The organism is Streptomyces sp. NPDC046712, assembly GCF_040645695.1.
In the GTDB taxonomy this organism is placed as follows: Bacteria; Actinomycetota; Actinomycetes; order Streptomycetales; family Streptomycetaceae; genus Streptomyces.
The window spans coordinates 125,272-145,471 of sequence record NZ_JBEYYW010000020.1 but is presented as its reverse complement, the minus strand read 5'-3'; the positions used below and the strand labels follow the sequence as shown (position 1 = coordinate 145,471).

28 protein-coding genes and 1 pseudogene are annotated in these 20,200 nt (G+C 68.6%); 24 read left to right on the top strand and 5 right to left on the bottom strand.

Translation table 11 applies throughout. The features are described from left to right. Positions 1 to 47 precede the first annotated feature (47 nt). Positions 48 to 1,241 carry an elongation factor Tu gene (tuf, locus tag ABZ939_RS25295; protein ID WP_215069822.1) on the top strand — a complete coding sequence of 398 codons (1,194 nt, stop codon included), beginning with the start codon at positions 48 to 50 and terminating at the stop codon, positions 1,239 to 1,241. A 95-nt stretch (positions 1,242 to 1,336) separates the two neighbouring features. Here the strand turns inward: tuf and ABZ939_RS25290 are convergent, their stop codons facing one another. Continuing rightward, positions 1,337 to 3,337, bottom strand: coding sequence for a PIG-L family deacetylase (locus ABZ939_RS25290; protein ID WP_361859397.1), 2,001 nt, complete (start codon positions 3,335 to 3,337; stop codon positions 1,337 to 1,339). A 267-nt stretch (positions 3,338 to 3,604) separates the two neighbouring features. Here ABZ939_RS25290 and ABZ939_RS25285 point away from each other — a divergent pair, with 267 nt between their 5' ends. Then, positions 3,605 to 4,546 carry a hypothetical protein gene (locus ABZ939_RS25285; RefSeq protein ID WP_361859362.1) on the top strand — a complete coding sequence of 314 codons (942 nt, stop codon included), beginning with the start codon at positions 3,605 to 3,607 and terminating at the stop codon, positions 4,544 to 4,546. 43 nt (positions 4,547 to 4,589) lie between these two features. Here the strand turns inward: ABZ939_RS25285 and ABZ939_RS25280 are convergent. From ABZ939_RS25280 to ABZ939_RS25265, 4 genes and pseudogenes are all read right to left on the bottom strand, one after another. Beyond that, positions 4,590 to 5,393, bottom strand: a pseudogene (locus tag ABZ939_RS25280) (RNA repair domain-containing protein); the annotation flags it as partial. An 83-nt stretch (positions 5,394 to 5,476) separates the two neighbouring features. Next, positions 5,477 to 6,343 (bottom strand): hypothetical protein, encoded by an 867-nt coding sequence (locus ABZ939_RS25275; RefSeq protein WP_361859360.1) that lies wholly within the window; start codon positions 6,341 to 6,343, stop codon positions 5,477 to 5,479. Between the two features lie 11 nt (positions 6,344 to 6,354). After that, on the bottom strand, positions 6,355 to 6,738 hold the full coding sequence (locus ABZ939_RS25270; protein ID WP_361859357.1) for a hypothetical protein: 384 nt from the start codon (positions 6,736 to 6,738) through the stop codon (positions 6,355 to 6,357). 156 nt (positions 6,739 to 6,894) lie between these two features. Continuing rightward, entirely contained in the window at positions 6,895 to 7,776 is an 882-nt protein-coding gene (locus tag ABZ939_RS25265) for a helix-turn-helix domain-containing protein (RefSeq protein WP_361859354.1), read from the bottom strand. A gap of 1,417 nt (positions 7,777 to 9,193) precedes the next feature. Here ABZ939_RS25265 and ABZ939_RS25260 point away from each other — a divergent pair. The 22 genes from ABZ939_RS25260 to rpmD all read left to right on the top strand — a co-directional run bounded on the left by ABZ939_RS25260 (position 9,194) and on the right by rpmD (position 20,199). Next, complete coding sequence (locus tag ABZ939_RS25260) at positions 9,194 to 10,306, top strand: hypothetical protein (RefSeq protein WP_361859351.1); 1,113 nt, start codon at positions 9,194 to 9,196, stop codon at positions 10,304 to 10,306. A gap of 31 nt (positions 10,307 to 10,337) precedes the next feature. After that, the gene (locus tag ABZ939_RS25255) at positions 10,338 to 10,616 is read left to right on the top strand and encodes a hypothetical protein (RefSeq protein ID WP_361859348.1); all 279 of its coding nucleotides are present in this window, start codon (positions 10,338 to 10,340) and stop codon (positions 10,614 to 10,616) included. A 387-nt stretch (positions 10,617 to 11,003) separates the two neighbouring features. After that, positions 11,004 to 11,312, top strand: coding sequence for a 30S ribosomal protein S10 (gene rpsJ, locus ABZ939_RS25250; protein ID WP_003948644.1), 309 nt, complete (start codon positions 11,004 to 11,006; stop codon positions 11,310 to 11,312). Positions 11,313 to 11,325: 13 nt separating this feature from the next. Beyond that, complete coding sequence (rplC, locus tag ABZ939_RS25245) at positions 11,326 to 11,970, top strand: 50S ribosomal protein L3 (RefSeq protein ID WP_361859345.1); 645 nt, start codon at positions 11,326 to 11,328, stop codon at positions 11,968 to 11,970. A gap of 4 nt (positions 11,971 to 11,974) precedes the next feature. Then, positions 11,975 to 12,625, top strand: coding sequence for a 50S ribosomal protein L4 (gene rplD, locus ABZ939_RS25240; protein ID WP_361859342.1), 651 nt, complete (start codon positions 11,975 to 11,977; stop codon positions 12,623 to 12,625). Continuing rightward, complete coding sequence (gene rplW, locus ABZ939_RS25235) at positions 12,625 to 12,948, top strand: 50S ribosomal protein L23 (RefSeq protein WP_352188385.1); 324 nt, start codon at positions 12,625 to 12,627, stop codon at positions 12,946 to 12,948. Before rplD ends, rplW begins: the two co-directional genes overlap by 1 nt. A 39-nt stretch (positions 12,949 to 12,987) precedes the next feature. After that, on the top strand, positions 12,988 to 13,824 hold the full coding sequence (gene rplB / locus ABZ939_RS25230) for a 50S ribosomal protein L2 (RefSeq protein WP_046908246.1): 837 nt from the start codon (positions 12,988 to 12,990) through the stop codon (positions 13,822 to 13,824). 12 nt (positions 13,825 to 13,836) lie between these two features. Continuing rightward, entirely contained in the window at positions 13,837 to 14,118 is a 282-nt protein-coding gene (gene rpsS / locus ABZ939_RS25225; RefSeq protein WP_015035577.1) for a 30S ribosomal protein S19, read from the top strand. A gap of 42 nt (positions 14,119 to 14,160) precedes the next feature. Continuing rightward, positions 14,161 to 14,508 (top strand): 50S ribosomal protein L22, encoded by a 348-nt coding sequence (gene rplV, locus ABZ939_RS25220; protein ID WP_041662774.1) that lies wholly within the window; start codon positions 14,161 to 14,163, stop codon positions 14,506 to 14,508. Then, positions 14,508 to 15,344, top strand: coding sequence for a 30S ribosomal protein S3 (rpsC, locus tag ABZ939_RS25215; protein ID WP_361859339.1), 837 nt, complete (start codon positions 14,508 to 14,510; stop codon positions 15,342 to 15,344). The genes rplV and rpsC overlap by 1 nt, the downstream gene beginning before the upstream one ends. 5 nt (positions 15,345 to 15,349) lie before the next feature. Next, on the top strand, positions 15,350 to 15,769 hold the full coding sequence (gene rplP, locus ABZ939_RS25210; RefSeq protein WP_015035580.1) for a 50S ribosomal protein L16: 420 nt from the start codon (positions 15,350 to 15,352) through the stop codon (positions 15,767 to 15,769). Then, positions 15,769 to 15,993 (top strand): 50S ribosomal protein L29, encoded by a 225-nt coding sequence (gene rpmC, locus ABZ939_RS25205; protein WP_028797851.1) that lies wholly within the window; start codon positions 15,769 to 15,771, stop codon positions 15,991 to 15,993. The genes rplP and rpmC overlap by 1 nt, the downstream gene beginning before the upstream one ends. Next, positions 15,993 to 16,274 carry a 30S ribosomal protein S17 gene (rpsQ, locus tag ABZ939_RS25200; RefSeq protein WP_024755411.1) on the top strand — a complete coding sequence of 94 codons (282 nt, stop codon included), beginning with the start codon at positions 15,993 to 15,995 and terminating at the stop codon, positions 16,272 to 16,274. Before rpmC ends, rpsQ begins: the two co-directional genes overlap by 1 nt. A 106-nt stretch (positions 16,275 to 16,380) precedes the next feature. Beyond that, positions 16,381 to 16,749, top strand: a complete 369-nt coding sequence (rplN, locus tag ABZ939_RS25195) for a 50S ribosomal protein L14 (RefSeq protein WP_003956455.1) — start codon at positions 16,381 to 16,383, stop codon at positions 16,747 to 16,749. A 2-nt stretch (positions 16,750 to 16,751) separates the two neighbouring features. Beyond that, the gene (gene rplX / locus ABZ939_RS25190; protein WP_015035583.1) at positions 16,752 to 17,063 is read left to right on the top strand and encodes a 50S ribosomal protein L24; all 312 of its coding nucleotides are present in this window, start codon (positions 16,752 to 16,754) and stop codon (positions 17,061 to 17,063) included. Then, positions 17,063 to 17,620 carry a 50S ribosomal protein L5 gene (gene rplE, locus ABZ939_RS25185; protein ID WP_260229393.1) on the top strand — a complete coding sequence of 186 codons (558 nt, stop codon included), beginning with the start codon at positions 17,063 to 17,065 and terminating at the stop codon, positions 17,618 to 17,620. The genes rplX and rplE overlap by 1 nt, the downstream gene beginning before the upstream one ends. 5 nt (positions 17,621 to 17,625) lie before the next feature. Continuing rightward, on the top strand, positions 17,626 to 17,811 hold the full coding sequence (locus tag ABZ939_RS25180) for a type Z 30S ribosomal protein S14 (RefSeq protein WP_003948630.1): 186 nt from the start codon (positions 17,626 to 17,628) through the stop codon (positions 17,809 to 17,811). 211 nt (positions 17,812 to 18,022) lie between these two features. Then, entirely contained in the window at positions 18,023 to 18,421 is a 399-nt protein-coding gene (gene rpsH / locus ABZ939_RS25175; protein WP_006347222.1) for a 30S ribosomal protein S8, read from the top strand. Positions 18,422 to 18,442: 21 nt separating this feature from the next. Next, complete coding sequence (rplF, locus tag ABZ939_RS25170) at positions 18,443 to 18,982, top strand: 50S ribosomal protein L6 (RefSeq protein WP_137993930.1); 540 nt, start codon at positions 18,443 to 18,445, stop codon at positions 18,980 to 18,982. Between the two features lie 3 nt (positions 18,983 to 18,985). Next, the gene (gene rplR / locus ABZ939_RS25165) at positions 18,986 to 19,369 is read left to right on the top strand and encodes a 50S ribosomal protein L18 (RefSeq protein WP_351793016.1); all 384 of its coding nucleotides are present in this window, start codon (positions 18,986 to 18,988) and stop codon (positions 19,367 to 19,369) included. A gap of 45 nt (positions 19,370 to 19,414) precedes the next feature. Continuing rightward, complete coding sequence (gene rpsE, locus ABZ939_RS25160; protein ID WP_015035588.1) at positions 19,415 to 20,017, top strand: 30S ribosomal protein S5; 603 nt, start codon at positions 19,415 to 19,417, stop codon at positions 20,015 to 20,017. Then, entirely contained in the window at positions 20,017 to 20,199 is a 183-nt protein-coding gene (rpmD, locus tag ABZ939_RS25155) for a 50S ribosomal protein L30 (protein WP_005313525.1), read from the top strand. Before rpsE ends, rpmD begins: the two co-directional genes overlap by 1 nt. Position 20,200: the final 1 nt, after the last annotated feature.

Below are 20,200 nucleotides of genomic sequence, written 5' to 3'. Positions count from 1 at the left end.
TGGCGCCGATGAAGCAAGGCGTTCAGAACCACTCCAGGAGGACCCCAGTGGCGAAGGCGAAGTTCGAGCGGACTAAGCCGCACGTCAACATCGGCACCATCGGTCACATTGACCACGGTAAGACGACCCTCACGGCCGCCATTACCAAGGTGCTGCACGACGCGTACCCGGACCTGAACGAGGCCTCGGCCTTCGACCAGATCGACAAGGCTCCTGAGGAGCGCCAGCGCGGTATCACCATCTCCATCGCGCACGTCGAGTACCAGACCGAGTCGCGTCACTACGCCCACGTCGACTGCCCCGGTCACGCGGACTACATCAAGAACATGATCACGGGTGCGGCGCAGATGGACGGCGCCATCCTCGTGGTCGCCGCCACCGACGGCCCGATGCCGCAGACCAAGGAGCACGTGCTCCTGGCCCGCCAGGTCGGCGTTCCGTACATCGTCGTCGCCCTGAACAAGGCCGACATGGTGGACGACGAGGAGATCCTGGAGCTCGTCGAGCTCGAGGTCCGTGAGCTCCTCTCCGAGTACGAGTTCCCGGGCGACGACCTGCCGGTCGTCAAGGTCTCGGCGCTCAAGGCGCTCGAGGGCGACAAGGAGTGGGGCCAGTCGGTCCTGAACCTGATGGCCGCCGTCGACGAGGCGATCCCGCAGCCCGAGCGTGACGTCGACAAGCCGTTCCTGATGCCGATCGAGGACGTCTTCACGATCACCGGTCGTGGCACCGTCGTCACCGGTCGTATCGAGCGTGGTGTCCTCAAGGTCAACGAGACCGTCGACATCGTCGGTATCAAGACCGAGAAGACCACCACCACGGTCACCGGCATCGAGATGTTCCGCAAGCTGCTCGACGAGGGCCAGGCCGGTGAGAACGTCGGTCTGCTCCTCCGTGGCATCAAGCGCGAGGACGTCGAGCGCGGCCAGGTCATCATCAAGCCCGGTTCGGTCACGCCGCACACCGAGTTCGAGGCCCAGGCCTACATCCTGTCGAAGGACGAGGGTGGCCGTCACACCCCGTTCTTCAACAACTACCGCCCGCAGTTCTACTTCCGTACCACGGACGTGACCGGCGTCGTGACCCTCCCCGAGGGCACCGAGATGGTCATGCCGGGCGACAACACCTCCATGACCGTCGAGCTGATCCAGCCCGTCGCCATGGAGGAGGGCCTGAAGTTCGCCATCCGTGAGGGTGGCCGGACCGTGGGCGCCGGCCAGGTCACCAAGATCAACAAGTAATTGTCGATCGCTTGACCTGTGCCGCTCCTGACGGAGCGTCATGAGAGGGCCCCCGGCCCGCCGTTCGCGGCGGACCGGGGGCCCTCGTCGTTTCTCTACAGCTGCGGCGCGGAGGCCGGGCGCCAGACCCACGGGTGGGCGTCGGCGCCCAGGCCCACGGCGACCGGCCCGCCAGGGACGATGCGCAGTGCGGCGGCCTGCACGGGTGTCGTCCCCTGCGTACGGGTCCAGAGCCGGCCGCCCCGCCGCAGCTGGATCCGGCCGCGAAGGTCCCTGCCGAGCAGCACGGTCCCGCCGGCGTCCGCGGCGGCGGCCACGGGGCCGTACCCGTCGAAGGACGCGTTCCCGCCGGCCGACAGCAGCGCCTTGTCGGCCGGCTTCCGGTAGTACACCGCCAGGCCGTCGGGGCCCGGGACGGCGGCGACGGGATCACCGGCCAAGGGCAGTGGCTCGGCGAGTGTGCCGTCGACCCAGTGCAGGACGGACGCCCGGCCCGCCGCCAGGAGATGGACCCGCCCGTCGCCGTCGACCACGGCGTCCAGACCGTCCTGGACCTCGTCGGTTCCCGGCAGGGCCCGCCACGGCGACCATGAGCCGTCGGTGGCCCGTACGCGGGTGGAGACGCCCTTGTCCGCGTTCCGTACGAAGAGATGGACCCGGCCGTCCGGGCTGGTCACAGCCACCGGCACACCGATCCTGCGACCCCGGTCGTCGCCCCGCTCAGGATTGCCGAGGCCCCGCCACGCCAGGAACGGGCCGCCGGGGGAGCGCTGCTCCAGGAGGACGACCTCCCGCTTGTTCGGGCCGCCGTGGCCGCCGAGCGCGGCGAACCGCACCCCGAAGAGCAGAACCCGGCCGTCGGGAAGCACGGCCGAGCCGAGCGCGGGCGCGAGCGGCCCGCCCCCGAGGTCCTCCGGCTCGCCCCACAGGCCGGAACCCTTCTCCGTCTCCCGCCAGCGCACCGCGCGCAGCCCGAGCACCCCGTAGGAGTCGAGCCGTCCGTCGGGCCGCGCGACGACGGCCGGGCCGGCGCCCGGCCAGCGATGGTGGGTGGCCCGTACCCAGCCCTTCCAGTTGGTCAGGGGACGGTCCCCGCCGACGCCGTAGTCGCCGCAGCCCGAGGGATTGCCGCACTGCCAGGACGGATCGCCGCCGTACGGGACGAGATGCCCGGCCTTCTCCTTGAGGACCTGCGGCGGGAGGTTCTTGGGCCAGTGGCGGTTGTAGTAGCCGCGGAAGGCGGTCGCGACGAACGCAGGTATCGCCCCCGATCCCTTCTGGGCCTCGGCGACCCAGCGGATCAGCGCCGCCCAGGAGAAACAGGCGACGGCCGTGTGGTCGCCGTGGTCGGAGTAGCCGGGCTGCTCGCTGTCGCGCTTGCGGGTCGCCTCGTCGCCGAGCTGGATGTCGGGGTCCGGGTCGAGGGTCTGGACGACGGTCGGCCGGTAGCGGTCGAGGAGGCCCACGAGGACGTCGATCAGCTGGTCGTGGTCGTAGGTGTCCGAGCGGTCGAGGGGGGAGTCGGCGGAGAGGTGCGTGCGCAGTTCGAGGGCGCGGTCGTGCCACAGCGCGGGCAGGGCCATGTAGCGCCGGGAGGTGTGCATGGGCAGATTGAGGAAGATCAGCTCGACCCGGCGGCCGCCGTGCACGAGCGTGTTGATCTCGGCCCGCCGCCCGCCGTGGAGGGTGGCCACGCTCTTCTGCCAGGGGGCGAACGTGTCGAGCCCGAGGAGCGTCGCGTACGCCTGGCGCAGCCCCTGGTGGCGGGCGGAGGAGTAGGCGGCCCGGTCGGGCGGCACCTCCGGCATCCCGGCGATGCGGTTGCGGCCCGTGTGCTCGCCGGCGGTGACGTAGACGGAGACGAGCGGGACTCCGGCGTCGAGCATCCGCTGGGTGTCCGGGTTCATGAAGTACAGGTCGTCGTCCGGGTGCGCGGCGAACTGCATCAGCTGCGCGCGCCGCGTACTGGCGATCGGCGTCCCCGGCGCGGGGTCCACGGTGGGCCCGGTCCGCCGTGGAGCGGGCACGGAACACCCGGCGAGCGCGGCGGCCCCGAGGGCGGCGGCCGACGCGAGAACACTACGGCGACGCGGCACACCCGTCCTGGGCTCACGTATGTGGTCCACTGCTGCTTCCCCCGTGCTTGCCTACCGGTCCGAATGAGTCCCCCGAAGCTGCGGACGGCCTGGTCGGGGCCGAGATCCGCTCCTGGCTAGACGGCTCGGGGACGCCCGGGGTTGCGCGGCAGCGCGTACTTCGGGCGGGGGTTGCGAGGTGGTGCCGAGGGCTGTGAGACGCTCCGCTGCGCACAGTGCGCGGGGCCGATGAGCTGTCATGGCCCCGATGAATCAGGGGTGGGGCACATGGGTTGGGACAACAACGGGCAGAGTCCGGCGGCGCGGGCCGTTTCCGGGGCGTTCGGAATCGTGGTCGCCGTCGGCCTCGCGGTCCTCGTGGTGAGGCCGGAGCTGATGCCGTGGCGCGAGGCCGGGGACGTCAAGCCGCTCGCCGCGGAGACCGCGCGGCCGTCCGCCGCGCCGTCCGAGGAGGCGTTCCCGGACCGGCCGACGCTGCGCGAGCCCTTCAAGGGCTCGCCGGCCCTGGTCTGGGCCGACGGGGTGAAGGGGATCGAACTCCCGCAGGCCAAGGCGGTGGGCTGGATGTCGAAGGACCAGGTCGCCGCCGCGCTGAGCACGACGAAGAACTTCCTCGTCGCGGCCAACCTCGACCCGGCCGTGATCAAGGGCGACAAGCCCGTCGCGGCGCTGGCCCTGCTCGATCCGAAGCAGCCCGACGTCCGCTCCTCCATGGAGAAGGGCCTGGTCAAGCCCACCGAGGTGGACGACCCCACACTGCTGTTCAGCCGGTTCAGCCCGGCCGAGGTACGACTCGTGGGCTCCGTGGTGAAGACCCGGGGGCGGATGACCCTGGAGAACGGCAAGGGTGAGTGGGCCGACCACGTGCTCATCCGTACCGACTACACCTTCGTCTATCCCGTCGTGAAGGTGCGGCCGGGCGCCGAAGCGGTGACGCGGACGGTCGTACGCCGCCAGATCACGTTCTCCCTGCCCGACCCGGACGAGTACGTCGTGACCAAGGGCAAGCTGTCGGTGAGCGAGTGGAGTGCGAACGTCGGCAACGACGACTGCGACCACCCCGTGGACGGCTTCTACCACCCGATGTTCGACGAGGACCTGATGGCGCTGCCCGACACCGGGGCCTCGGGCCCGGCCACGGACCCGTACGACCGCAGCAAGGACCTCGACGAGCTGCCGCAGGAGTGCGGGACGAGCACGCGCAACTGAACCGTCCTGGGCCGGCTCAGGGACGCCCCTCGTCCTCGTCGGCCCACCACACCTCGCCCGTACCGAGCGCCACCGTCGCCCGTATCCGCATCGGGCCGTCCTCGCGGCGGGACAGCAGCACCAGCTCGGCGATGCGGGCCGTCGCGCTGCCGAGCAGGGCTTCGGAGGTCGTGGCGAGCAGGTGCGGGTCCCGGCTGCGGCCGAGGGAGAGATGCGGGGTGAAGCCCTTGGCATGGCCTCCGCAGAGCGGGAAGCGCACCTCCAGGGCCTCCCGCAGCCGGGCCCACGGCGCCTCGCCGGCCGCGCAGGGGTCGAGCCAGACCGTGGCGTCCTCGCGGTGGCCGAACCAGTGGACGCCTTCGAGCCGGGCCCTGAACGGCGGCGCCCGCCGCGCCGCCGCGGCCACCAGCGGGGCGGCCCGCTCGAAGTCGGACTCCGGTACGAAGCCGAAGAGGACGTTGACGTGCGGGGGCCAGCGGTGGATCTGCCGGTCGTGCACGCGGCGGATGTGCTGGATCGGCGGCCACAGCCGCCGCGGCGGGATCCAGGCCACGGCCGTACGGTTCGTCGGCGCCACGGCCAGGATCTCCCCGGCCGGGACGGTCTCTTCCTCCGTGGCCACCGTCTCCCCGAGCCGGTCCACGCCCGTCGCCCGGTCCCACACGACCTCGCCGTCGGCCTCGAAGAACACCACCCGGTGCCAGGGGATCTCCCCACCCGGCACGAAGTCGGCCAACGCCACCCGCTTCGGCCCGGCTCCGCGCTCCGCGATCCCCATCACGAACCGCTCCGGATCGAGGCGGGGGTCCCACAGCACCCGGTGGTAGATCTCGTCACTCGTGTGCACGCCCTGCGACTGCCCGGAACGGCGCCGCCTCAGTCACGGCGCCTCCGGGAAGAGGATTGAATGCAGTCCGTCGGGCCGGGCGGTCAGCCCTTCGGCGGGTACGTGTCCGTGGGGCACGTACCCCACGTGTCGTTGACACGGCACTGCAGCTTCCCGCCCGCCAGGGAGAGGGTGATCGAATACTTGGCCCCACCGAGCTGGACGTTCTCCGTTCCGCCGGAGTCCTCGATCGCATATCCGACGGCTTGGAACTGGGCCTTCAGGTCGCTTACGGCGCATCCCGCCAGGTCACTGTGCCAGGTGCCACCCGGGTTGATCCGGATGCCCTTCGGCGCGTACTGCCCCTGAGGGCAGTCTGCCGTCGTGCCGTTGTCCGCGAACTTGACGAGCGTGCTGACGACGACCTGACTCTTGCCGACGTTCTTCACCATGACGCCGAAGGTCGCGCTGGAATCGGCCATCTTGACCTGCACGCAGGAGGCGACCTTGAGATTCTCCGATTGCGAGGAAGACCTCCAGCCTCCGCAGTAGATGTGGGCTCCCGAGAACGGACGACTACCCGTCGCGGGCTTGACCGTGCTGGTGGCCTTAGGGGCGGCACCCGGGCCGCCCTGTTCCACCGCCTTCGGCGTGCTGGAGGGGGACAGAGTCGCCGTCGGCGTGGGGGTAAGGGGGGGCGTGGGCGTGCTCGCCGAGGGGGAAGGGGTCGGAGTCTGCCCCGCCGTGCTCTGTGCCGGCGCTCCCGCGAGCTGATCAGGCCCTCCATCGTCCTTGTTGGTCAGGACGAGGGCGAGGGCGACCAGGGCCGCCACGAGGGCGAGCGCCACGACCGTGAGTCCGATCGAGCGCCCGCCGAAGTGGATGTTCTTGGCCTGATAGGCATTGCCTCCGACGTGCGATCCGCCCGAGATCTCGTTGCCGGTCTGTTCGGAAGAAGGCTGTGCACCCACGGATTGATCGGTCACCTTCCGCCGCGCAGCCCGCGGAAGAAGCTCCCTCGGATGTTCTGGCCCTGGATCACGTTCCCGTGCACGGTGCCGTTGATCTGGTTGCTGTTCCGGAGCTGGTTGGTCGGCGCGGAGTCCGAACCGCCGCGCTCGTACTCCTTGAGCCAGTCGCGCAGGTCCTCGGCGAAGGCCGGATCGCTCTCGATGTAGCGGGACAGGGCTTGGACCAAGGGCTCGGTCTCGGTCTCGGCCGAGTCGAGCGCGGTCAGCGCCGCGTCATCGCGCCGGAACCGGTGCCGGATCATGCCGAGCAGGCTGTCCAGGGCCCCGGCTCCGGCGGCACCCAGTGCGCCTTGGGTGAGTGCGGTGACCACCGCCTGGGCAAGCGCTACATCCATTGATCTCTCCGAGGGTGCGCCGGGCCGGTGCACCGCACCGCCCAGACCTTGATCCGGCGTAGGGCCAGATGATGGCAGAGCGTGGCCTTGTTCGACCAACCAAGTGCGAATACCGGCCAGTTGACGCAAACGGAGCGTTGTTTCGGGGGCTGCCGATCAGACGGCACACGCTTCGAAGGCGGGCCGGCAGTCGCGGCAGCGGCCGGGTTCAGGAGACCTGAAGGCGCGGTCGCAGGCATCGCAGTTCTGGAGGGGGTCAGGGGCCCGTGGCTCGTCAGGCAGCGGGGGTGGCAGCAGGGCGGTGAGGCGGTGGGAGAGGAGTCCAGCCGGGTGTGTCAGGTCATCGGGGAGGCTCGCGGCGAGGGTCCGGCGTACGGAGTCGGGATGGGCGCCGCGTTCGAACCAGGTGGTGACGGCGGGGGCGAGGCGGTGGATGTCGCGTTCGGCGAGGAGGAGCCGGGGCTCGTGGAGGCGGAGGCGGGCGAGCAGCTCAGCGGCGGGTTGGTGCGCTTGCGCCAGTGGCGAGGGCGCAGCCGGGGTTACGGGGCGGGGTGCGGGTGTCGGGCGCTGTGGCGGGACCGGGGGCGGCGGGGCGTCCGGGGGCTCTGGAGGTGTCTCCCGCACCGGCGTTTCCGGCGGTGGGGGCGAGTCGTCGTCCGGGCGCGGAGCCGACGTCGGCGTCGCGGGCGTGGAGCCGGATTCAGCCCCTGGGCGGTTGTACGAGATCGCGCGCGGGGCCAGCCGTCCGTTGGGCAGTCGCTCGTTGAAGCGCTTCAGGTAGCCGTGGGTCTCCAGCTCCCGCATGGCGCCCGCGATCCGCAGCTCGCTCTCCGGGAACCTGGCCGCCAGGGCCTTGATTCCGACGAGCGCTCCGGCGGGCAGTGACTGGAGGTGGACGGCGAGCCCGATGGCAAGCAGCGAGAGCTTGCGGTGCTGGGCGAGGTGGTTGCCGACGACCGTGTAGCGGGTCGTGTGGCGGACGTTGACGTGAATGAGCCCGGAGGCGCGCGAGGGCGCGCTAGAGTGCTGGTTATCCATCGGGAAGGTCTTGCTTCCTCGTTGGTCAGGCCCTCGATCGGGAGTGCTAGTCCCGGCCGGGGGCCGACGTCTGTCTGGGGTTGTGTGGCGTGAGCATATGCCAGGCAACCGACCCCAAATCCAGCCCAGTTGGCACAGATCACCCTTGTGAGTGACGGGTGAGCGGCGGGGAGGCTGGAGGGGTTGGGAGGGGTATTTCTGCTCCTGTTTCTTTGGTCTTTATGCGTCGTGGGTCACCGCGTCGCGGCCGCCCGCGACGCGGTCCCGCTCGGTGGGGGGCGGTCGGGGTTCTGGCTCATGCGGGCTTCTGGTTCGGCCGCCCTCGCTCCGAGTGTGGCGCCCTCCGCCGGCCCCTCAAGGGCGCTCCTTCGTCGCGTCGCTGCGCGATGGGCTTCGCCCACCCTTGACCGCCCGGCTCCGGACGCCTTTTCACACTCGGAGGGCGGCCGGGGGGCGTGGCCGCGCGGCAACTCCCTTTTGGCTGGGCTGAGATCGGCGCCTGCGGGCGCGCGGGCGGGATTGCGCAGCCGTGGAATGGGGCGGTGACGGCACCGGCTCAGCGTCCGACCGCCGTGGGCGTCCGGGCCTCATGCCCCGCCGGTCGCCGTCCGGTGGTGGTGTGCTTGGGCGGGTCGGGATATCCGGGCAAGCGATGCCCACTCGGTTGGCGGGCGGTGACCCTAACTCCGCCATTACCGCACCCCGGTGGGGTATTTGACCGCCTATATGGCTTTCGGTCGGTGAGATACCGAGAGTAGGGCGGACTTACGGTCATGCGGAGAGGCGGTAGGCCCCCCGGTGATGGGGCCCGGCCCGGCGATCCGGGCCGCAGTCGCCGAGCCGGGCGGACCTCGTTCGCCCGGGGCGCACCACCCACCGGGCAGTGACCAGCGGTGCATGAGGCCCGGCTTCCCACCTGCGGCAACACGCTGAGCCGCTGCCGCGCCGCCCCATTCCACGGCTGCGCAGTCCCACCCACGAGGCCGCACGCGCCGATCCCCGCCCGGCCGCGAACTCCGCGCCCGCGTGGCCACGCCCCCCGGCCGCCCTCCGAGTGTGAAAAGGCGGGTGGAGGCGGCGGGTCAAGGGGTGGAGCGGAGCGGAATCGGCGAAGCCGACGCGACGGAGGAGCGCCCTTGAGGCGCTGGTGGAGCCCGCCACACTCGGAGCGAGGGCGGCCGAAACCAGAAGTTCGCGGGGCACGGTCGCACCGAGGGCGTCGGAGACCCGTCACTTCGCCAGGTGCTCGCGGCTCGTGAGCCCGATCTCCGCCCAGACCGGCTTGCGTTGCCTGGGCCCCGAGGCGAGGGCTGAGCCTCCGTCGATCACGGAATGATCAACAAGCCCGACCTGCCCGAACCCGCTGCCACGCCCCGTGACACCCTCCGGACCGCACGTGCGATCAGGGGTGGGGAACATGAGCGACAGGGACCCGTCGGTCTCCGATGAGGAATGGGCTGCGTTCGTCGAGGCGGCGCGGAAGGACGGGGTCGGTTCCGGCTCCGTACCGGAGCCCCGCCGTCGAGGGTTCCGGCGGCGGCCGGTGCGGCACGAGCCGGAGGGCTGGCGGACCGGGCCCGCCTGGCGGGAGATGAACGGTCGGGGTAGGGCCCGGCGCCAGGTCAAAGGCGTTGTCGGGATCACCTTGGCCGCCGGTCTCCTGCTGCTCGCCCTGCGCCCGGACCTGATCACCGACCGGTTGCCCGAGGGGTTCGGCGGTCCGGGGGAGACCGCCCCCCTGGCCGCGGAGACCGCACGTCCCACCGCGCCCCCGTCCTCGGAGGTGTTCCCGGACCACCCCACGCTGAAGGAGCCGTTCAAGGGATCGCCGGCTCTCGGGTGGGCGAACGGAGCCGCGGGCATCGAGGTACCGCGGGCCAAGGCCGTCGGGGGGATGTCCTCGGAGGAGGTCGCCCACGCGCTCGACTCGGTCAAGCGGTTCCTCGTAGCCGCGAACCTGGACAAGGCCACCTTGCGCGGGGAGCGGCCGACCGGCGCGATCAAGCTGCTCGATCCCCTGCAGAAGGACGTCCGCGCGTACATCCACCGTTCGCTCGACGAGCCGGACGAGAACAACGATCCGCTGGGGCTGTTCAGCCGATTCGACCCGGCCGAGGTGCGGCTCGCCGGTGACGTGGTCAAGGCCCGTGGGCGGATGACCTTCGAGGCAGGCGAGCGGAGCGGCGAGGTTCAGGTCCACGTCGACTACACCTTCGTCTATCCGCTGGTGAAGACCCGGCCCGGCTTCGACGAGGTGGCCCGTACCGTCGTCCGCCGTCAGATGGCGTTCGCCCTCTACGACCCGGCCAAGATCATGACGACGCGAGGCCTGCTGTACGTGCTGCGGATGGACGAGTCCGCCGGGAACAGCGACTGCGCCAGGGACGGGGACGGGTTCCTGCATCCGCAGTTCAGCGAGGACCTGATCAACGCGGCGCCGCTCCCGGGAGGGCCGGAGATCGATCCGTACGACCGCAGCAAGGACCTCGCCGACCTGCCGAAGGCATGCGGCACTGTCACGCGCACCTGACCGGATCCAGGAAGACCAAGGGGGGAGCAGCATGTCGATCGAACCCACGGAATTCGTCGCCCGCCTGCGCGCGGAGCGCGAAGATCCGGCCCGGGAGGACGCCCTGCGACGGGATCGTGCGGCGCGCCGACGCCGGGCCGCACTCGTCGGGGGCGCCGCCGCGCTCGTCCTCGGCGGCTTCGCCGCGTGGCTGGCGGGTGCGACGGCGTGGCAGCGGCCGCCTGTGGACGAGGGCCCACCCACCGTCGCCGCGCCCTTCTTCCCGGGTCTGACCAGTCCGGCCGAACCCCACCTCGCGCCCCGCGCGTAGCCGCACGTGACGTGGGGTACAGTCTTCCGCCCCGATTGGCGGTCGGATGCCCGCGTATGGCAGACTGTCGGGGTTGCTCGGTTGAGTGCCGATGCTGCGCGCCTCCCGTCGGGGGGACCGGAAGCGAGTCCCACAGTACTCGTCGCTCCTTTTCAGGAGCGGACGTACGGGAATCTTCCGGGAAGCGTCAGCGGGGTGCCGACCAGGCACTCGGTGGGTGTTCTGCCCCCGGCTCGCGGTTCTGGGACCGCACCCCCTTGGTTGGGAGATCCTTAGGGATTTCTGCGTAGAGGGAGTGCGACACGCCCGACCGCGTGGGTCGGAGACAGAGTCACGAGAACCCCCGAGTCCAGAGCGTTAACCAAGACAAAGGACTACTGAGTAGCCATGGCGGGACAGAAGATCCGCATCCGGCTCAAGGCCTACGACCACGAGGTCATCGACTCCTCGGCGAAGAAGATCGTCGAGACGGTGACCCGCACTGGTGCGTCGGTCGCGGGCCCGGTGCCGCTGCCCACTGAGAAGAACGTGTACTGCGTCATCAAGTCGCCGCACAAGTACAAGGACTCGCGCGAGCACTTCGAGATGCGCACGCACAAGCGCCTCATCGACATCCTCGACCCCACGCCGAAGACGGTTGACTCGCTCATGCGCCTCGACCTGCCGGCGGGCGTCGACATCGAGATCAAGCTCTGAGGTGACGCGCGAGATGGCTAAGAACATCAAGGGCATCCTGGGCGAGAAGCTCGGCATGACGCAGGTCTGGGACGAGAACAACCGGGTCGTCCCGGTGACCGTCGTCAAGGCCGGTCCGAATGTCGTCACCCAGGTGCGTACGAACGACACCGACGGCTACGAGTCGGTCCAGATCGCCTTCGGCGAGATCGACCCGCGCAAGGTGAACAAGCCCCTCAAGGGTCACTTCGCCAAGGCCGACGTCACCCCGCGCCGCCACCTGGTGGAGCTCCGCACCGCTGACGCCTCCGAGTACACGCTCGGCCAGGAGATCACCGCCGAGGTCTTCGAGGCCGGCGTGAAGGTCGACGTCACCGGTAAGAGCAAGGGCAAGGGCTTCGCCGGTGTCATGAAGCGCCACAACTTCCGTGGTGGCAAGGCCTCCCACGGTGCCCACCGCGTGCACCGCAAGCCCGGTTCGATCGGTGGCTGCGCCACCCCGGGCCGTGTCTTCAAGGGCATGCGCATGGCCGGCCGCATGGGCAACGAGCGCGTGACCACCCAGAACCTGACCGTTCACGCCGTTGACGCGGAGAAGGGCCTGCTCCTGATCAAGGGTGCGGTTCCTGGTCCGAACGGCGGCCTCGTCCTGGTCCGCACCGCGGCCAAGGGGGCCTGAGGATATGAGCACCATTGACATTCTGTCGCCCTCCGGCGACAAGACCGGGACCGTCGAGCTCCCGGCCGAGATCTTCGAGGCCAAGATCAGCATCCCGCTGATCCACCAGGTCGTCGTCGCGCAGCTTGCGGCTGCCCGCCAGGGCACCCACAAGACCAAGACGCGTGGCGAGGTCCGCGGTGGTGGCAAGAAGCCGTACCGCCAGAAGGGCACCGGCCGCGCCCGCCAGGGTTCGACCCGCGCCCCGCAGTTCGCCGGTGGTGGCGTCGTGCACGGTCCCGTGCCGCGTGACTACTCGCAGCGGACCCCCAAGAAGATGAAGGCCGCCGCCCTCCGCGGTGCCCTCTCCGACCGGGCGAACCACTCCCGCATCCACGTCGTCTCCGGCGTGGTCGAGGGTGACATCTCCACCAAGGCCGCCAAGACGCTGTTCGGCAAGATCTCGGAGCGCAAGAACCTGCTCCTGGTCGCCGAGCGCTCCGACGAGGCCGCGTGGCTGTCCGCCCGCAACCTGCCCCAGGTGCACATCCTGGAGCCGGGCCAGCTGAACACGTACGACGTGATGCGATCCGACGACGTGGTCTTCACCCAGGCCGCCCTCGAGTCCTTCGTGTCTGGCCCCAAGGCCGCTGACAACGAAGGGAGCGAGGCCTGATGTCCGAGGCCACGATCACCAGCAAGACCTTCACGGACCCGCGTGACATCCTCGTCAAGCCGGTTGTTTCCGAGAAGAGCTACGCGCTGCTCGACGAGAACAAGTACACGTTCATCGTTGCGCCCGGCGCCAACAAGACTCAGATCAAGCAGGCCGTCGAGGCGGTCTTCTCGGTCAAGGTCACCGGGGTCAACACGATCAACCGGCAGGGCAAGCGCAAGCGCACCCGCACCGGTTTCGGCAAGCGCGCCAACACCAAGCGCGCCATCGTGACCCTTGCCGAGGGCAACCGTATCGACATCTTCGGCGGCCCGACCGCCTGACGGCGGTCGAGTCGTCCGGAATCGGACGAGGACTGAGAAATGGGAATCCGCAAGTACAAGCCGACTACGCCGGGCCGCCGTGGCTCCTCCGTAGCCGACTTCGTCGAGATCACGCGGTCCACGCCGGAGAAGTCGCTGGTCCGCCCGCTGCACAGCAAGGGTGGCCGTAACAACACCGGTCGTGTGACCGTCCGTCACCAGGGCGGTGGCCACAAGCGCGCCTACCGCGTGATCGACTTCCGTCGTCACGACAAGGACGGCGTGCCGGCCAAGGTCGCTCACATCGAGTACGACCCCAACCGCACCGCTCGCATCGCGCTGCTCCACTACGCGGACGGCGAGAAGCGCTACATCATCGCCCCGCGTGGTCTCTCGCAGGGCGACCGGGTTGAGAACGGCCCCACGGCCGACATCAAGCCCGGCAACAACCTGGCCCTCCGCAACATCCCGGTCGGTACCACGATCCACGCGATCGAGCTCCGTCCCGGCGGTGGCGCCAAGTTCGCCCGTTCCGCGGGTGCCTCCGTGCAGCTGCTGGCGAAGGAGGGCACGATGGCCCACCTTCGTATGCCGTCCGGTGAGATCCGTCTCGTCGACGCCCGCTGCCGCGCCACCATTGGTGAGGTCGGCAACGCCGAGCAGTCGAACATCAACTGGGGCAAGGCCGGCCGCAAGCGCTGGCTGGGCGTTCGCCCGACCGTTCGCGGTGTGGCGATGAACCCGGTCGACCACCCGCACGGTGGTGGTGAGGGCAAGACCTCCGGTGGTCGCCACCCGGTCTCCCCGTGGGGTCAGAAGGAGGGTCGTACTCGTTCGCCGAAGAAGGCTTCGAACAAGTACATCGTCCGCCGCCGCAAGACGAACAAGAAGCGCTAGGAGCGGGTTTAGATGCCGCGCAGTCTCAAGAAGGGACCCTTCGTTGACGGCCACCTCGTGAAGAAGGTGGACGCTCAGAACGAAGCCGGTACCAAGAACGTCATCAAGACCTGGTCCCGTCGCTCGATGATCATCCCGGCCATGCTCGGCCACACGATCGCGGTGCACAACGGCAAGACCCACATTCCGGTGTTTGTCACCGAGTCGATGGTCGGCCACAAGCTCGGCGAGTTCTCGCCGACGCGCACCTTCCGGGGTCACGTGAAGGACGACCGGAAGTCGAAGCGCCGCTAGTAGCGGGGTGGAATGACCATGACAGACACTGGAAGGACAACCATGGAAGCCAGGGCCCAGGCGCGGTACATCCGCGTTACGCCCATGAAGGCCCGCCGTGTGGTGGACCTTATCCGTGGCATGGATGCCACGGAGGCTCAGGCGGTCCTGCGTTTCGCCCCGCAGGCCGCGAGCGTGCCGGTCGGCAAGGTGCTTGACAGCGCCATCGCCAACGCCGCGCACAACTACGACCACAGTGACGCCTCTTCGCTGTACATCAGCGAGGCGTTCGTGGATGAGGGCCCGACCCTGAAGCGGTTCCGTCCGCGTGCTCAGGGCCGTGCCTACCGGATCCGTAAGCGGACCAGCCACATCACCGTGGTCGTCAGCAGCAAGGAAGGAACCCGGTAATGGGCCAGAAGGTTAACCCGCATGGGTTCCGGCTCGGCATCACCACGGACTTCAAGTCCCGCTGGTACGCCGACAAGCTGTACAAGGACTACGTCAAGGAAGACGTCGCCATCCGTCGGATGATGACGTCCGGCATGGAGCGCGCCGGCATCTCGAAGGTTGAGATCGAGCGCACCCGTGACCGCGTGCGGGTGGACATCCACACCGCTCGTCCCGGCATCGTCATCGGCCGCCGTGGCGCCGAGGCCGACCGCATCCGCGGCGACCTCGAGAAGCTCACGGGCAAGCAGGTCCAGCTGAACATCCTCGAGGTCAAGAACCCCGAGATGGACGCTCAGCTGGTTGCTCAGGCCGTTGCCGAGCAGCTCTCCTCCCGCGTCTCCTTCCGTCGCGCCATGCGTAAGAGCATGCAGGGCACGATGAAGGCCGGCGCCAAGGGCATCAAGATCCAGTGCGGCGGTCGCCTCGGCGGCGCCGAGATGTCCCGCTCGGAGTTCTACCGCGAGGGCCGCGTGCCCCTGCACACGCTCCGCGCGAACGTCGACTACGGCTTCTTCGAGGCCAAGACGACCTTCGGCCGCATCGGCGTGAAGGTCTGGATCTACAAGGGCGACGTCAAGAACATCGCCGAGGTCCGCGCCGAGAACGCCGCTGCCCGCGCCGGCAACCGTCCGGCCCGCGGTGGCGCTGAGCGCCCCGCCGGCCGTGGTGGCCGTGGTGGCGAGCGTGGCGGTCGCGGTCGCAAGCCGCAGCAGTCCGCGCCGGCAGCCGAGGCCCCCAAGGCCGACGCTCCCGCCGCCGCTGCTCCGGCTGAGAGCACCGGAACGGAGGCCTGACCGAAATGCTGATCCCCCGTAGGGTCAAGCACCGCAAGCAGCACCACCCGAAGCGCAGCGGTATGTCCAAGGGTGGTACGCAGGTTGCGTTCGGCGAGTACGGCATTCAGGCCCTCACTCCGGCGTACGTGACCAACCGCCAGATCGAGGCGGCTCGTATCGCGATGACCCGCCACATCAAGCGTGGCGGCAAGGTCTGGATCAACATCTACCCGGACCGCCCGCTGACCAAGAAGCCTGCCGAGACCCGCATGGGTTCCGGTAAGGGTTCGCCGGAGTGGTGGATCGCGAACGTCAAGCCCGGTCGGGTGATGTTCGAGCTGTCCTACCCGAACGAGAAGATCGCGCGCGAGGCCCTGACCCGTGCGGCCCACAAGCTGCCGATGAAGTGCAAGATCGTCAAGCGCGAAGCAGGTGAGCTGTGATGACCGCCGGTACCAAGGCGTCCGAGCTGCGCGAGCTGGGCAACGAGGAGCTTGTCGCCAAGCTCCGCGAGGCCAAGGAAGAGCTGTTCAACCTCCGCTTCCAGGCGGCGACGGGCCAGCTCGAGAACCACGGACGGCTCAAGTCCGTCCGCAAGGACATCGCGCGGATCTACACCCTGATGCGTGAGCGCGAGCTGGGCATCGAGACGGTGGAGAGCGCCTGATGAGCGAGAGCAACGTGACTGAGAAGACCGAGCGCAACGCCCGCAAGGTCCGTGAGGGCCTGGTCGTCAGCGACAAGATGGACAAGACCGTCGTCGTCGCCGTCGAGGACCGCGTCAAGCACGCGCTGTACGGCAAGGTCATTCGCCGTACGAACAAGCTCAAGGCTCACGACGAGCAGAACGCTGCCGGCATCGGCGACCGCGTCCTCCTGATGGAGACCCGGAAGCTGTCGTCGACGAAGCACTGGCGCGTCGTCGAGATCCTCGAGAAGGCCAAGTAATCACCTGAGGGGTTTCCCTCAGGTCAGTTCCGCCAGGCTCGGTGGGGGCTCCGTTCCGTAAGGGACGGGCCCCCGCCGGGAACCGGCAGACAATCAGGAGATAGACGTGATCCAGCAGGAGTCGCGACTGCGTGTCGCCGACAACACTGGTGCCAAGGAGATCCTTTGCATCCGTGTTCTCGGTGGTTCCGGTCGCCGCTACGCGGGCATCGGTGACGTCATCGTCGCCACCGTCAAGGACGCGATCCCCGGTGGCAACGTGAAGAAGGGTGACGTCGTCAAGGCGGTCATCGTTCGCACCGTCAAGGAGCGCCGCCGCCAGGACGGCTCGTACATCCGCTTCGACGAGAACGCCGCTGTCATTCTCAAGAACGACGGCGACCCTCGCGGCACCCGTATCTTCGGCCCGGTGGGCCGTGAGCTGCGCGAGAAGAAGTTCATGAAGATCATCTCGCTCGCGCCGGAGGTGCTGTAAGCATGAAGATCAAGAAGGGCGACCTGGTCCAGGTCATCACCGGTAAGGACAAGGGCAAGCAGGGCAAGGTCATCACGGCCTTCCCCCGCGAGAACCGCGTCCTGGTCGAGGGTGTCAACCGGGTCAAGAAGCACACCAAGGCCGGCCCCTCGCAGGCCGGTGGCATCGTCACGACCGAGGCGCCGGTCCACGTCTCCAACGTCCAGCTGGTCGTTGAGAAGGACGGCAAGAAGGTCGTCACGCGCGTCGGTTACCGCTTCGACGACGAGGGCAACAAGATCCGCGTTGCCAAGCGGACGGGTGAGGACATCTGATGGCTACCACCACCACTCCGCGTCTCAAGACGAAGTACCGCGAGGAGATCGCGGGCAAGCTGCGTGAGGAGTTCTCCTACGAGAACGTCATGCAGATCCCCGGCCTCGTCAAGGTCGTGGTCAACATGGGTGTGGGCGACGCCGCCCGCGACTCCAAGCTGATCGAGGGCGCCATCCGCGACCTCACCACGATCACCGGTCAGAAGCCGGCCGTCACCAAGGCCCGCAAGTCCATCGCGCAGTTCAAGCTGCGTGAGGGTCAGCCGATCGGTGCGCACGTCACCCTCCGTGGCGACCGCATGTGGGAGTTCCTCGACCGCACCCTGTCGCTCGCGCTTCCGCGCATCCGCGACTTCCGTGGTCTGTCCCCCAAGCAGTTCGACGGGCGTGGCAACTACACCTTCGGTCTCACGGAGCAGGTCATGTTCCACGAGATCGACCAGGACAAGATCGACCGTGTCCGGGGTATGGACATCACCGTGGTCACCACGGCGACCAACGACGCTGAGGGCCGCGCCCTTCTCCGTCACCTCGGCTTCCCGTTCAAGGAGGCGTAAGCGAGATGGCGAAGAAGGCTCTCATCGCGAAGGCTGCCCGCAAGCCCAAGTTCGGCGTGCGTGGCTACACGCGCTGCCAGCGCTGTGGTCGTCCCCACTCCGTGTACCGCAAGTTCGGCCTGTGCCGCGTGTGCCTTCGTGAGATGGCTCACCGTGGCGAGCTGCCGGGCGTGACCAAGAGCTCCTGGTAATCCCCGTACTTACGGGATAACCGGAGTCTCTCGGTAAGCAGAGGGTTGGCAGAGGCCCACCCCTCCATGGCTTAGGCTAGGGGGGTTGGGCGTCTGCCGCCCGTACGACTTACTACGCCGTAGGTCCCCGCGCCGCACCCGTCCCGCCCCTGTGTGGGGAGAGGGATGGCGCATACAGGAAACCCCGGCGAGAGAGGCCGAAGGCCAATTCATGACCATGACTGATCCGATCGCAGACATGCTCACGCGTCTGCGTAACGCGAACTCGGCGTACCACGACTCCGTGACGATGCCGCACAGCAAGATCAAGTCTCACATCGCGGAAATCCTCCAGCAGGAGGGCTTCATCACGGGCTGGAAGGTCGAGGACGCCGAGGTCGGCAAGAACCTCGTTCTCGAGCTCAAGTTCGGTCCGAACCGTGAGCGCTCCATCGCGGGCATCAAGCGGATCTCGAAGCCGGGCCTCCGGGTTTACGCGAAGTCCACCAACCTGCCGAAGGTTCTCGGCGGCCTGGGCGTGGCGATCATCTCCACGTCCCACGGTCTCCTGACCGGCCAGCAGGCGCAGAAGAAGGGCGTGGGTGGGGAAGTCCTCGCCTACGTCTGGTAGTCGGGAACGGAGGAATAGCTAATGTCGCGTATTGGCAAGCTCCCCATCACGGTTCCCGCCGGCGTGGACGTCACCATCGAGGGCCGCACGGTCACGGTTAAGGGTTCCAAGGGCACCCTGAGCCACACCGTCGCCGCGCCGATCGAGATCGTTAAGGGCGAGGACGGCGTTCTGAACGTCACCCGTCCGAACGACGAGCGTCAGAACAAGGCCCTGCACGGCCTGTCCCGCACGCTGGTGGCCAACATGATCACCGGTGTGACCCAGGGGTACGTGAAGGCGCTCGAGATCAGCGGTGTCGGTTACCGCGTTGCCGCGAAGGGCTCCAACCTGGAGTTCCAGCTCGGCTACAGCCACCCGATCCTGGTGGAGGCGCCCGAGGGCATCTCCTTCAAGGTCGAGTCGCCGACCAAGTTCTCGGTCGAGGGCATCGACAAGCAGAAGGTCGGCGAGGTCGCGGCGAACATCCGCAAGCTGCGGAAGCCCGACCCGTACAAGGCCAAGGGCGTCAAGTACGCCGGCGAGGTCATCCGCCGCAAGGTCGGAAAGGCTGGTAAGTAAGCCATGGCATACGGTGTGAAGATCGCCAAGGGCGACGCTTACAAGCGTGCGGCCAAGGCCCGCCGCCACATCCGCATCCGCAAGAACGTGTCGGGTACGGCGGAGCGTCCGCGCCTCGTCGTGACGCGTTCCAACCGCGGTATCACCGCTCAGGTCATCGACGACCTCAAGGGTCACACCCTTGCGTCCGCGTCGAACCTGGACGCGTCGATCCGTGGTGGCGAGGGTGACAAGTCGGCGCAGGCCAAGCAGGTCGGCGCTCTTGTCGCCGAGCGCGCCAAGGCCGCGGGTGTCGAGACTGTCGTGTTCGACCGTGGTGGCAACAGGTACGCCGGGCGCATTGCCGCTCTGGCTGACGCCGCCCGCGAAGCCGGGCTGAAGTTCTAAGCCCCGGTTCCGGGACTAACGGACGTAACAGAGAGAGGTAATCCAATGGCTGGACCCCAGCGCCGCGGAAGCGGTGCCGGTGGCGGCGAGCGGCGGGACCGGAAGGGCCGCGACGGTGGCGCTGCCGCCGAGAAGACCGCGTACGTTGAGCGCGTTGTCGCGATCAACCGCGTCGCCAAGGTTGTCAAGGGTGGTCGTCGCTTCAGCTTCACCGCGCTGGTCGTGGTGGGCGACGGTGACGGCACCGTAGGTGTCGGTTACGGCAAGGCCAAGGAAGTTCCCGCGGCCATCGCCAAGGGTGTCGAGGAAGCCAAGAAGAACTTCTTCAAGGTTCCGCGCATCCAGGGCACCATCCCGCACCCGATCCAGGGCGAGAAGGCCGCGGGCGTCGTCCTGCTCAAGCCGGCTTCCCCCGGTACCGGTGTTATCGCCGGTGGCCCGGTGCGTGCCGTGCTCGAGTGCGCCGGCGTTCACGACATCCTGTCGAAGTCGCTCGGCTCCGACAACGCGATCAACATCGTGCACGCGACCGTGGAGGCCCTGAAGGGCCTGCAGCGTCCCGAGGAGATCGCGGCTCGCCGTGGTCTGCCCCTCGAGGACGTCGCCCCCGCGGCTCTGCTTCGTGCGCGTGCGGGAGCGGGTGCGTAATGGCTCGCCTCAAGATCACGCAGACGAAGTCGTACATCGGCAGCAAGCAGAACCACCGCGACACCCTGCGTTCGCTCGGGCTCAAGCGCCTGAACGACGTGGTCGTCAAGGAGGACCGCCCCGAGTTCCGCGGAATGGTGCACACCGTCCGCCACCTCGTGACGGTCGAGGAGGTCGACTGAC